Origin of the sequence: Sphingomonas sp. S6, from assembly GCF_043498045.1 — a bacterium.
Taxonomy (GTDB): domain Bacteria; phylum Pseudomonadota; class Alphaproteobacteria; order Sphingomonadales; family Sphingomonadaceae; genus Sphingomonas.
The window spans coordinates 206357-218485 of sequence record NZ_JBIEOE010000004.1 but is presented as its reverse complement, the minus strand read 5'-3'; the positions used below and the strand labels follow the sequence as shown (position 1 = coordinate 218485).

Here is a 12129-nt window from a genome sequence, read left to right as displayed (position 1 = left end):
GCCGATGGGCGGCTGGGTCTACATCATGGCGAGCAAGCCGCACGGTATGCTCTATATTGGTGTGACCGCGCATCTCGCCGCAAGGGTCGATCAGCACCGGCGTGATGTCGGGTCCGCATTCTGTCGGCGTTATGGGATCCGAACGCTGGTCTACGCGGAGCCCCATGATCGGATCGAGGACGCCATCGCTCGGGAGAAAGCGCTGAAGGCGTGGCGACGCGAGTGGAAGATACGGCTGATCGAGACGGCGAACCCGGAGTGGCGGGATCTGTTCGATACGATCGCCTAATCCGCCCCCCCTCACGTCACCCCAGCGAAGGCTGGGGTCTTTTCGGGGTGTGCGTCACGTCCGCCAAGCAGAAGACCCCAGCCTTCGCTGGGGTGACGTATGTTTGTGGAAGGCGGATCAGTTGGTCAGGAACGGCGCCGCCACCTCTGGCCGGACGCGCATCAGGCGGCCGGTGGCGCGTTCCAGCAGGGCCCAGGTCGTGACGGCCTCCACCTTGACCTTGCCGTCGGTGCCCACGAAGCGGACGTGGCGGTCGAAGCGGGCGCCCTTGGGGGGGGCGGGGACCCAGGTTTCGCCGGTCACCGTCTCGCCCGCGGCGACGTTGCCGCGATAGTCGATTTCGTGGCGGGTCACGACCCAGACCATCGCCGCGCGATGCTCCGCGGGGGCGACCGCATCCCAGTGCGCGACGGCGATGTCCTGGATCCAGCGTACCCACACGGCATTGTTGACGTGGCCGAGTTCGTCGATGTCCTCGGCCGCGGCGGTGATCGTCATCGTGAACCTAGCGCTCATGCCCGCCGGCTCCGCCACCAGCGGAAGGCGGCGAAGGCGCCGCCGAGCAGCACTGCCGCGCCCGCGACCCACAGCCATTGCCGCCCGTGCGGGCGATAGCGGCCGAGCAGCTCGGCGATCCCCGTGCCGAACACATAGCCGAGGCTGGTGAACAGCGCCCCCCACACCGCCGCCGCGACCGCGTTGATCCAGAGGAACTGGCGCGTGCGCACATGCGTGGTGCCGATCGCGATCGGGCTGACGGTGCGCAGGCCGTAGAGGAAGCGGAAGGCGAAGATGAAGCCGACCGGATAGCGTTCCAGCGTCGTCAACGCCTTGGCGAAGGCGGGTTTCTTTTGCGCGCGCTGCACCCATCGGTGCGAGCGGAAGCGCCGCCCCGCTGCGAAGAACAATTGGTCGGCGACGAACGAGCCGCACGCCGCCGCGATCATCGCGCCGGGCAGCGACAGCATGCCTTCATGCGCGAACAGGCCGCCGGCGAGGACCATCGTCTCGCCTTCGATCCCCGCGCCCAAAAAGACCGCAGCCAAGCCGTATTCGGCGATCAGTGTCTCGATGCTCAGCCGCTTATTCCCAATTGCCACAGCACGAAGGCATGTTCCTCCGCGGCTTCGCGTAACGATTCGAAGCGGCCGGATTTCCCGCCGTGCCCTGCGCCCATGTTGGTTTTGAGCAACAGCACGTTGTCATCGGTCTTGGAGCTCCGCAGCTTGGCCGCCCATTTCGCCGGTTCCCAATAGGTTACGCGGGGATCGTTCAATCCGCCCGAGATGAACATCGGCGGATAATTCTGCGCGACGACATTGTCGTAGGGGCTGTAGCTGCGGATCAGGTCGAACGCCGCTCTGTCCTCGATGGGATTGCCCCATTCGGGCCATTCGCCCGGCGTCAGCGGCAGGTCGGCGTCGAGCATGGTGTTCAGCACATCGACGAACGGTACGTCGGCGATCACCGCGCCCCACAGATCGGGGTCGGAATTGACGATCGCGCCCATCAGCTCGCCGCCCGCCGAGCGGCCCGCGGTGGCGATGCGGCCGGCGCTGGTCCAGCCCTGCTCGATCAGCCCCTTGGCGACGTCGACGAAGTCGTTGAACGTGTTGGTGCGCTTTTCGAGCTTGCCGTCGTGATACCATTGCTGGCCGAGGTCGTCGCCACCGCGGATATGCGCGATGGCATAGGCGAAGCCGCGGTCGAGCAGGCTGAGGCGCCCGGTCGAAAAGCCCGGCGGGATCGCATAGCCGTAGGCGCCATAGGCATAGAGGAACAGCGGCTGCGACCCGTCGCGCTGGAAGCCCGCCGGATAGACGATCGATACGGGGACTTCGGTGCCGTCGCGGACCGTGATCTTCAGCCGTTCGGTGCGATAGCCGGCCGCGTCATAGCCCGCCGGAATCTCCTGCACCTTCAGGACGGTGAGGCCGCCGGTCGCGACGTCATAGTCATAGACCGTGCCCGGCGTGACCATCGATTCATAGCCCAGCCGCAGCGTCGCGACGTCATATTCGGGATTGTCGCCGAGGCCCGCGGCATAGCTCGCCTCCGGGAAGGTGATCGGCTGCGGGACGGTCGGCGCGCCGTAGCGGTGGATGGCGATCTGATCGAGGCCGTCGCGGCGCCCTTCGACCACGAAGAAGTCCCGATAGCATTCGACACCGGTCATGTAGAAATGCGGGTCCGCCGGGATCAGCTCGTGCCAGTCGCCGGGCGCGTCGAGGCTGGCGGTGCACAGCCGCCACATCGGATCGGTGTCGTTGGTGTGGATGAAGAGCGTGCCGTCGTGCGCGTCGACGTCATACTCGCGGCCTTCCTTGCGGGGCGCGACCAGGATCGGCGTGGCGAAGGGATCGTTGGCGGGGAGCAGCCGGACTTCGCTGGTGACGTGATCGCCGGTGCCGATGACGATCCACTGGCGATCGCTCGTCTCGGCGACGGCGACGCGATAGCCTTCGTCCTCCTCGTGGAACAGCTCGACATCGTCCGCGACCGGCGTGCCGAGCCGGTGGAAGCGCGCATTGTCGGTGCGCCACTGGTCGTTGGCGACGCCGTAGAGGAAGCCCGTATCGTCGGCGGTCCAGACGATTTCGGACAGCATGCCGGGGATGACCTCCGGCAGATGCTCGCCGGTGGTGAGGTCCTTCACGCGCACCTCGAACCGCTCCGCGCCGCTGTCGTCGATCGCATAGGCGAGCAGGCGCCCGTTGTTGCTGATCGCGAAGGCGCCGAGGCGGAAATATTCCTTGCCCTCGGCAAGGGCGGGCTCGTCGAGCAGCAGTTCGTCCGGCCCGCCGGCGACAGGCTTGCGCCACCATTTGCGATACTGGCCACCGGTTTCGAACGCGGTCCAGTAGAGCCAGTCGCCGTCCTTTTGCGGGACCGAGGATTCGTCTTCCTTGATGCGCGCCTTCATCTCTTCGTACAGCGTGTCGACCAGCGGCTGGTGCGGCGCCATGACGCGTTCGAAATAGGCGTTTTCCGCCTCGAGATAGGCGAGGACGTCGGGGTCGGTGACCTCGGGATATTTGGGGTCCTTCAGCCAGGCATAGGGGTCTTCGATCGTCACGCCGTGCGTGGTGAAGCTGTGGGGGCGGCGCTCGGCGACGGGGGGCGTGGGGTCGGTCATCGCCTTGCTGTAGAACAGGATGGCGGGCGATGGGAACGCCATCCTCTTCGTCACCCCGGATCAAGTCCGGGGTGACGATGCGGGAGGGCTGGCGGCCCGCTCCAGCAACACGCCAGCAACACGACCGCAGTTGAACCCGTGCGCGAGCGCCGCCATGCACGGCGCGGATAACACAGGGGAACACACATGGCCGGCGGACTGGTCGCACTGCTCGACGATATCGCGGCGATGGCGAAGCTCGCCGCCGCCAGCCTGGACGACGTCGCGGGTGCGGCAGGCCGGGCGGGGGCGAAGGCGGCGGGCGTGGTGATCGACGATACCGCGGTGACGCCGACCTATGTCGTCGGCCTCAGCCCCGCACGCGAGCTGCCGATCATCTGGAAGATCGCCAAGGGCTCCCTTCGCAACAAGCTGCTGTTCCTGCTGCCCGCGGCGCTGATCCTGAGCGCGCTGGCGCCTTGGGCGATCACGCCGATCCTGATGGCCGGCGGCGCCTTCCTGTGCTTCGAGGCGGCGGAGAAGATTTTGGGCGCGCTGACCGGCCACGGCCATGGCGACGAGGCCGCCGCCGCCACCTCACCGGAAGAGCTGGAGCAGCGGCAGGTGTCGAGCGCGATCCGCACCGACCTGATCCTGTCGGGCGAGATCATGGCGATCGCGCTCGCCGAACTTGCCGACCAGAGCTTGGTCAATCAGGCGGTCGCGCTGGCCCTGGTCGCGGTGGCGATCACTGCGGGCGTCTATGGCCTGGTCGCGCTGATCGTGAAGATGGACGATATCGGCCTGCACCTCGCCCGCCGGCCGGGATCGGGCAGTCAGGCGCTCGGCCGCGGGCTGGTCGCGGCGATGCCGCGCGTGCTGTCGGCGCTGTCGATCATCGGCACTGCGGCGATGGTGTGGGTGGGCGGCGGCATCATCGTCCACGGGATGGAGGCGTTCGGCTTCACCGCCATCCCGCATGTCATCCACCACGCCGCGGAGGTCGCGGCGGCATCGGCGGGGGCGCTGTCCGGCGTCGTCGGCTGGCTGGTCGGCGCGATCGGATCGGGGATCGTCGGGATGATCGTCGGCGGCGTCATCGCCGGCGTGCTGCACCTGATCCCGCGCCGCGGCCACTAGAGGGTCGATCCACCTGGCCGAAACCGTCACCCCAGCGCAAGCTGGGGTCTCCCGCGACGCCTGCTGCGCGCCCTGACCGGGAGATCCCAGCCTGCGCTGGGATGACGGTGGGTTCGAGCCGGAGGGATCCTATACACGCCCCGCGAGAGTTGGCGAAGGCCCATGGCGGGCGTATGCGCAGGGCCACGTGATCACAGGACCCTTCGCATGACCAGCACGCCCGCCGCCAACCTCGCCGCGCTTCGCACAGACCTCGCCGCCCGCGGCCTCGACGGCTTCGTCGTGCCGCTGACCGACGAGCATATGAGCGAATATGTCGGCGCCTATGCGCAGCGGCTGGGCTGGCTGACCGGCTTCGGCGGATCGGCGGGCAGCGCGGTGGTGCTGGCGGACAAGGCCGCGATCTTCACCGACGGCCGCTATACGTTGCAGGTGCGCGAGCAGGTGTCGGCGGACGACTGGGCCTATGTGCCCGTGCCGCAGGAGAGCATCGCGGGCTGGCTCGCCGCCAACGCCAGCGAAGGGAGCCGCATCGGCTACGATCCCTGGCTGCACACCAGCGCCTGGGCGACGGACACCGCCGCCACGCTCGCCGACCGCGGCATTACTTTGGTGCCGGTCGACAGCAACCCGATCGACGCGGTGTGGACCGATCGCCCCGCCCCCTCGCCCGCCACGCTGACCGTCCACGCCGATGCGCACGCGGGGCAGTCCTCCGCCGCGAAGCGCGCCGCAATTGCCGACTGGCTGGGCGCGCAGCGCGCCGATGCGGTGGTGCTGACCGCGCTCGATTCGATCGCCTGGGCGCTCAACGTGCGCGGCACCGATGTGGCGCACACACCGGTCGCGCTCTCCTATGCGATCGTCGGCAGCGACGGCACGACCGACCTGTTCGTCGCGCCCGAAAAGGTCGACGATGCGGTGCGCCAGCATCTGGGCAATGCGGTGCGCATCCATGACCGCGACGCCTTCGCCCCCGCCTTGCGCGGCTATGCCGGCCAGCGCGTCGCCGCCGATCCCGAACGCGCGGTGGCGGCCGTGTTCGACGCACTGACCGCGGGCGGCGCCAAGGTGCTCGGCCTGCGCGACCCCGTCGTGCTGGCCAAGGCGCTGAAGAACCCCGCCGAGATCGCCGGTCATCGCGCCGCCAGCATCCGTGACGGCGCCGCGCTCAGCCGCTTCCTGCGCTGGATCGAGACGGAGGCGCCCAAGGGTGGCCAGACGGAGCTGTCCGCCGCGGCGCAGCTGCTCGCCTTCCGCGAAGCGACCGGCTGCCTGCTCGACACGTCGTTCGACACGATCTCCGCCACCGGCGCGCATGGCGCCAGCCCGCACTATCACGTCACCGAAGAGTCGAACGCCCCGATCCTGCCCGGCCAGCTGTTCCTGATCGATTCGGGCGGGCAATATGCGGACGGCACCACCGACGTGACCCGCGTCGTGCCGGTCGGGCCGCCGACCGCGGAAATGCGCGACCGCTTCACCCGCGTGCTGAAGGGCCATATCGCCATCGCCACCGCGGTCTTCCCCGACGGGACCAGCGGCGCGCAGATCGATGCCTTCGCCCGCCGGCCGTTGTGGGAGGCGGGGCTCGATTTCGCGCATGGCACCGGCCATGGCATCGGCAGCTACCTGTCGGTGCATGAAGGGCCGCAGCGGATCGCGGCGCCCAATTATCCCGGCGGCGCCAGCCTGGAGCCACTGCGGGCGGGCATGATGCTGTCGAACGAGCCGGGCTATTACAAGGCGGGCGAATACGGCATCCGGATCGAGAATCTGCTGCTGATCGTCCCCGCCGCGATCCCCGGCGGCGATCGCGAGCGCACGATGCTGCGCTTCGAAACGCTCACCTTCGCGCCGATCGAGCGGACGCTGATCGATCCGGCGCTGCTGACCCGCGACGAGCGCGACTGGCTGGACGCCTATCACGCCGACGTGATCGCGCGGATCGGCCCCGATCTCGACATTGCAGAGCGTGCGTGGCTTAACGCCAAATGTGCGCCGATCGCGGGGTGATCGTTGCCCCATCTGCGCGGGACCCGTCATCCCGCGCAGGCTGGATCACCCCCGGCCTTCTGGCACGCGCGCTAGGCTGGAGATTGCCGCCTACGAAGGGGCGACGGCGCGTTCAACGCGGAGGGATCGGATCCTGATCGGCCGTTTCTGGGGCGGGCGGTGCCGGCTGCGACGCGACGTCACGATTGCCCTCCGCCGCCACGGCGCGCGCCTGCGCCTTGCGCCGATGCAGGTTCGCGCGCAGCTGCGCGGCCAGCCGGGCGGCCCGTTCGTCGCTATTTGCCATGCCCAGACCCTAGCCCCGTCCGGTAACGCTTGACAATCCGCCCCCGGTCGTCTCTAGGCGCCCTTCCCGCGGCGAACGCCGGCGGAAAAACGAGTGCTGCCGTAGCTCAGTGGTAGAGCGCATCCTTGGTAAGGCTGAGGTCGTGAGTTCAATCCTCACCGGCAGCACCATTTTCTCCTGATATTGCCGCCGCCTGGCGGAACGCGTCGAATCAGGCGGTGTGGTGCCTAAGATATTGTGGGTCGAAGTCGCAGCGGCGGCGCAACTGCGTGACGTCGGGGATGTGGATCATCCGGCCGTCGGTGACGATCAGCGCGTCGGCGCGTAGCCGCTGCATCATGCGATTGACGTGTACCGCGGTGAGGCCGAGCACGTCGGCGAGCAGTTCCTGCGTCAACGGCATCTCGAACTGGCTGCAATTGTCCTGCTCGCCGCCACAGCGCAGGCTGAGTTCGCAGATCAGGCACGCGAGCCGTTCGAGCGCGGGCAGACGGCCGTTGTACAGCGTCCAGCGCGACAGGACGGCATGGTCCGCCAGCGCCTGCAACAGGAACATCCGCGCGATGCCGACATGATCGGCGGCCAGCGCCTGGGCGCGATCCCGCGTCATCGCGCTGACCTCCAGCGGTGTGACCGCGCGGATGCCGCTGCCGCACCCGCCCTCGGCCAGCGTGTCGATATTGGCGACGTCGCCCGGCACCAGCACCGCCGAAATCTGGCGGGCGCCATCCCGCGCGGTGAGGTAGCGATAGGCCCAGCCCTTGACGACGACGTAGAGCCGGTCGGCGCGATCGCCTTCACGGACCAGGTCGGTGCCGGCCCGGATCGTGCGCGGCGGCAGCGTCGCCTGTTGCAGCGCCTGTTGCGCATCGGGACAGTCGGGCACCGCATGCGCCACCGCGAGCGCGACGAAGGACGCGTCGGCAGCGGCGGGATAGGCGAGGCCTCGGTCGGCCAAGCGGGCGGCGGGCGCAGAATGGCGCGCGAACCGGAGAGCCTCAGCCATGACCGCGCACTCCGTCGCCGCCACGGTTCACGACGCGCGCGCGATAGGCCTCGGCGAGCTGGCGGTGGATGGCAGCCGCTTCCGGACAGACGGCATGATCCGCCCGGCGACGCTCGGCGATCGCGCGGCTGTTGAAATAGGTAAGGTCATCGTGGGTCATCGCAGCTCTCCCGGCAACACGCAGAGGCGAAAGGCGACAGCCAGACGATCACGCAAAGCCCCGGAGGTTACGGACGCGATCGAATCCGGAATAGGCCCGACTTCGGGTGCAATTCCTTGTTATAGAACAGGATTCTAAGAAACGATGCGCCGGACCGGCCGGTTTGTAGGACCAAAATCCATCGACAGGTGATCGAGATGATGCGGGGCGATGAGATCGCCCGCGCGCGCCAGCACCGCAGGATCCCCCGATTCGGTGCGCTGGAGATGCAGATAATCGGCGTTGAACTGCCCCAGCTGCTTCAGCTGCGCCGGATCGACGACGGTCAGCACGCGGCTGTGCCAGACGATGATCCCCTCGTCGCGCAGCCGGCGCAGCACGCGGTTGACGTGCGACGGGGTGAGGCCGGTCGCGTCGGCCAGATCGGTCTGGGTGATCGGAAAGTCGAACGTGTCGCCCCGCGTCTCGGCCACGATCCGGTGCCGCACCAGCATCTCATAGAGCAAATGCGCGACGCGTTCGTCGGCGGTGCGGCGACCGTGATCGACGATGCGTTCCCGCAGCACGGCGAGGTCGGTCATCGTCCCCCACCACAATGCCTCGGACACGGCCGACACTTCGCGCAGCAGCACCCGCATCGCACTGGCGGGGATCATCGCGGTGACGCTGGGCACCAGCGCGCCGATCGCGTGATCCATCCGGTCGAGCACGAAGATTTCGGCATCGCACAGGTCGCCGGGCACGAGAAACGCCATGATCTGGCGCTGGCCGTCGGGCAGGAGGGCATAGCGGCAGGCGAAGCCGCTGAGCAGCACATGGCAATGATCGCTGTGCGCGCCCTGCGCGATGATATCGTCGCGCGCGTCATGGTGCCGCTGACGCGCGGCGACCAGCATGTCGAGACGGCCGCGTTCCTCCGGGGTGAACCGGGTGAACTGCTCCATCTTCATCGCCCAGACGTTGTGCATGGCAGTTTTCCTGTTGGTTCAACGCCTTGCATACCGAACGGATGCGCGACATGCGATCAGTGCTGCCAGATATACGGTCCGATGAGTGTGCCGGTGAACCCGCCGGCGACCGTCGTGCTGAGAAAACGGATGTCGATGTCGCGCGCCAGCGTGGCGACGTGGCCGGCGACGGCATAATCGACCGCCAGCGTGCCGCGGTCGATCCGCAGCGTCAGCGTCACCGGGCCGGTGGCGGCTAACGATGCGCTGGAGACACGTCGTTCGGGGCCGTGGTCGCGCGTATAGAGTGCGATACTGCGGCGGCCGGCGATGCGGGTGATGCCGAAAATCAGGTAATTGTCGTCGCTTTGCATCGCGGCGAGGCCGGCGCGGTCGCCATCCTGCGCGACATCGAACGTCACCCGCGTCGAGACGGTGGCGATCGCATGCTGCTGCCGCCGCGCGACGAAGGCGGGGACGCCATCGACGTCACCGAGGGGCGCGCGGCCGTCCATCAGCAGCGCACCGCGATCGAGGCGGTAGAACGGCGCCTTGGGCGTGCGCACGCCGATCCATTCCATCCCCAGCGCGGTACTGGCGAAGTCGTCGGTATAGCCGAAGTCACCGCTGGTCGGCCGGCGCGGTTCCGGCCCGTGCGGAAGCGCGGGAGCCTTGGCGACGAACGGCACGCGCGTCGCCTTAGGCAGGATGATCGGCCAGCCGTCCTGCCACGTCACCGGCAGCAGGAACGTCTCGCGCCCGATATTATAGTCATCGCCGCGATAGGGCCGCACGCCGAGGAAAGTCGCCCACCAGTCGCCGGTCTGCGTCTGCACCAGTTCGGCATGGCCCGCAGCGGACACGGGATCGGCGCGGTCCATCGGCAGGTCGCGCTGGGTGAGGATCGGATTGCCCGCGAACGGCACGTACGGTCCGCGCAGGGTCCTGGCGCGGAAGACGACCTGCGAATGGTTGACGCTGGTGCCGCCTTCCGCGGCGGTGAGGTAATACCAGCCGTCCTTGCGAACGATATGCGGCCCTTCGATCCACACCGGCTTGCGGGCGATGTCGACGCCGCCGTTGACGATCTGGGTCGACGGGCCGACCATCCGTCCCGCGCGCCAGTCATATTCCTGCACCCAGATCGCGCGATGGCCGTCGTACCGTGGGGGCTCGTCCGGCGCGCGATTGTTGACGATGAAGGCGCGATCGCCCTCCCAATAGATGGAGGGGTCGATCCCTTCGAACGGCAGCCAGATCGGATCGGACCATGGCCCCCTGGGGTCTTTGGCGGTGATGACGAAATTGCCGCGACAGCCGACGCAGGTGTTGGCGATGTAGAACAGGCCGTCGTGATACGAGATGTCGGGCGCGAAAAGCCCCTCCGACACGTGGCGGCCGGTCAGATCGACCTGTCCCGGGCGATCGATCGCATTGCCGATCTGCGTCCAGTGGACGAGGTCGGTCGAGTGGAAGACGGGCAGGCCCGGAACATGCGCGAAGCTGGAATTGACGAGATAATAGTCCGTGCCGACCCGCACGACCGAAGGGTCGGGATAATAGCCCGACAGGATCGGGTTGCGATATTCGCCGCGGCCAGCGTGCGCCACCTCGACGCTGCGGCCCTCATAGGTGAAGCGTTCGAACCGCGCCGGATCGGCCGCGGCCTGGCCGAGCGCAAGACAGGCCGCCACCGCCGATGCAATGGCTTGCAGGAATATCCTCACGCCGCCTCCTCTCACCAAGACCGGGCGTTTGCACCCGTGCCGTTAGCGCTCACATTACCGGCGTCTGCATCGCGTGCAACGGCCGGCTTGATACCGGCATCGCTTTTCTTGCCTCCCCTTCCGCCGCGACGGGCCTACATCGGTGCGATGACACAGGATTTCGGCGCATGACCCGCCCCTCATTCGGCGTGCAGGTCTTCATCGGCATGGCCCTTGGCCTCGTGCTGGGCTTCGTTGCCCGCAACTATGACCTCACCGGCCTGGCCGACGCCTTGCGGATCGTCGGCGAGATTTTTGTCCAGCTGTTGAAGGCGCTGGTGGTGCCGCTGGTGTTCACCGCCATCGTTGCGTCGATCGCGGCGCTGCGCGACCTCAACAATGCGGCGAAGCTGGTGGCGAGCACGTTCATCTGGTTCGGCATCACCGCACTGATCGCGGTATCGATCGGGCTGACGCTGGGCACCGTATTGCAACCGGGCGCCCATGCCGGGGTGAGCGCCGCCGCCGCGGTACGGCCGGATACGGCGGGGTCGTGGCTTGATTTCCTGCGCGGGCTGGTGCCGGCGAACATTCTGGGGCTGGAGGCATCGACCGCGTTGAAGGACGGCGGCGCGAGCACGCGCCTGTCGTTCAACGTGTTGCAGCTGATCGTCGTCGCGATCGCGATCGGCGTCGCCGCGGTGCGCACGGGCGACGCGGGCGCGCCGTTCCTGGCGTTCAACGCGTCCGCACTCGCGATCTTCCGGCGCATCCTGCGCTGGGTGGTGCGGCTGACCCCAATCGGGACGGGCGCGCTGCTGGGGAGTGCGATCGTCCGCTACGGCTGGCAGTCGCTGTCGGCGCTCGGCACCTTCGCCATCGCGGTCTATGCAGGCCTCGCGCTGGTGCTGTTCGTCGTCTACCCGCTGCTGCTGCTGGCGAACGGGATGAGCCCGCGGCGGTTCTTCGCCGCCGCCTGGCCGGCGATCCAGCTGGGCTTCGTCTCGCGCTCGTCGATCGCGACGCTGCCCGTCACCGAGCAGGTGGTGGAGCAAGGGCTGGGCGTGCCGCGCAGCTATGCCGCCTTTGCCGTGCCGTTCGCGGCGACGACGAAAATGGACGGATGCGCCGCCATCTATCCCGCCATCGCCGCGCTGTTCGTCGCGCAATATTACGGCATCCCGCTGCACGGGACCGATTATCTGCTGATCGTTGCGGTATCGGTGCTGGGATCGGCGGCGACCGCGGGGCTGACCGGCGCGCTCGTGATGCTGACGCTGACGCTGTCGACTTTGGGCCTGCCGCTGGAGGGCGCAGGGCTGCTGCTGGCGATCGACCCGATCCTCGACATGGGGCGGACCGCGGTGAACGTCGCGGGCCAGGCGCTGGTGCCGGCGATCGTCGCCAAGCGCCAGCGGCTGACCGAAGCCCTGCCTGCGGCCGAGCCGCTCGCCGCCTGAGGCC

The 12129-nt window shown here is 68.1% G+C and carries 12 protein-coding genes and 1 tRNA gene; 5 read left to right on the top strand and 8 right to left on the bottom strand.

Annotated elements, in window-relative coordinates:
- The first annotated feature begins 4 nt into the window (after window positions 1-4).
- Window positions 5-289 (top strand): GIY-YIG nuclease family protein, encoded by a 285-nt coding sequence (locus ACGVWT_RS08805; RefSeq protein ID WP_315460877.1) that lies wholly within the window; start codon window positions 5-7, stop codon window positions 287-289.
- A 117-nt stretch (window positions 290-406) separates the two neighbouring features.
- Here the strand turns inward: ACGVWT_RS08805 and ACGVWT_RS08800 are convergent, their stop codons facing one another.
- From ACGVWT_RS08800 to ACGVWT_RS08790, 3 genes are read right to left on the bottom strand one after another with little or no spacing between them, the layout of a single operon-like run.
- The gene (locus tag ACGVWT_RS08800; protein ID WP_315460878.1) at window positions 407-805 is read right to left on the bottom strand and encodes an acyl-CoA thioesterase; all 399 of its coding nucleotides are present in this window, start codon (window positions 803-805) and stop codon (window positions 407-409) included.
- The gene (locus tag ACGVWT_RS08795) at window positions 802-1368 is read right to left on the bottom strand and encodes a DedA family protein (protein ID WP_043060919.1); all 567 of its coding nucleotides are present in this window, start codon (window positions 1366-1368) and stop codon (window positions 802-804) included. The genes ACGVWT_RS08800 and ACGVWT_RS08795 overlap by 4 nt, the downstream gene beginning before the upstream one ends.
- Window positions 1365-3425 (bottom strand): S9 family peptidase, encoded by a 2061-nt coding sequence (locus tag ACGVWT_RS08790; protein ID WP_315461023.1) that lies wholly within the window; start codon window positions 3423-3425, stop codon window positions 1365-1367. The genes ACGVWT_RS08795 and ACGVWT_RS08790 overlap by 4 nt, the downstream gene beginning before the upstream one ends.
- 186 nt (window positions 3426-3611) lie before the next feature.
- Here ACGVWT_RS08790 and ACGVWT_RS08785 point away from each other — a divergent pair, with 186 nt between their 5' ends.
- Entirely contained in the window at window positions 3612-4544 is a 933-nt protein-coding gene (locus ACGVWT_RS08785) for a DUF808 domain-containing protein (RefSeq protein WP_315460879.1), read from the top strand.
- A 207-nt stretch (window positions 4545-4751) separates the two neighbouring features.
- A complete protein-coding gene (locus ACGVWT_RS08780) occupies window positions 4752-6560 on the top strand; it encodes an aminopeptidase P family protein (RefSeq protein WP_315460880.1) in 1809 nt (602 codons plus the stop codon).
- 112 nt (window positions 6561-6672) lie between these two features.
- Here ACGVWT_RS08780 and ACGVWT_RS08775 read toward each other — a convergent pair whose 3' ends face one another.
- Complete coding sequence (locus ACGVWT_RS08775) at window positions 6673-6846, bottom strand: hypothetical protein (protein WP_315460881.1); 174 nt, start codon at window positions 6844-6846, stop codon at window positions 6673-6675.
- A gap of 95 nt (window positions 6847-6941) precedes the next feature.
- Here ACGVWT_RS08775 and ACGVWT_RS08770 point away from each other — a divergent pair.
- Window positions 6942-7016 (top strand) — tRNA-Thr (locus ACGVWT_RS08770).
- 41 nt (window positions 7017-7057) lie between these two features.
- Here the strand turns inward: ACGVWT_RS08770 and ACGVWT_RS08765 are convergent.
- The 4 genes from ACGVWT_RS08765 to ACGVWT_RS08750 all read right to left on the bottom strand — a co-directional run bounded on the left by ACGVWT_RS08765 (window position 7058) and on the right by ACGVWT_RS08750 (window position 10686).
- A complete protein-coding gene (locus ACGVWT_RS08765; protein WP_315460882.1) occupies window positions 7058-7852 on the bottom strand; it encodes a Crp/Fnr family transcriptional regulator in 795 nt (264 codons plus the stop codon).
- Window positions 7845-8012 (bottom strand): hypothetical protein, encoded by a 168-nt coding sequence (locus ACGVWT_RS08760; RefSeq protein WP_165800825.1) that lies wholly within the window; start codon window positions 8010-8012, stop codon window positions 7845-7847. Before ACGVWT_RS08760 ends, ACGVWT_RS08765 begins: the two co-directional genes overlap by 8 nt.
- 134 nt (window positions 8013-8146) lie before the next feature.
- Complete coding sequence (locus ACGVWT_RS08755; RefSeq protein WP_315460883.1) at window positions 8147-8980, bottom strand: Crp/Fnr family transcriptional regulator; 834 nt, start codon at window positions 8978-8980, stop codon at window positions 8147-8149.
- 56 nt (window positions 8981-9036) lie between these two features.
- Window positions 9037-10686: a glycoside hydrolase family 43 protein gene (locus tag ACGVWT_RS08750; protein WP_315460884.1), complete on the bottom strand. Its 1650-nt coding sequence runs from the start codon at window positions 10684-10686 to the stop codon at window positions 9037-9039.
- 167 nt (window positions 10687-10853) lie between these two features.
- Here ACGVWT_RS08750 and ACGVWT_RS08745 point away from each other — a divergent pair, with 167 nt between their 5' ends.
- A complete protein-coding gene (locus ACGVWT_RS08745; protein ID WP_315460885.1) occupies window positions 10854-12125 on the top strand; it encodes a dicarboxylate/amino acid:cation symporter in 1272 nt (423 codons plus the stop codon).
- Window positions 12126-12129 lie beyond the last annotated feature (4 nt).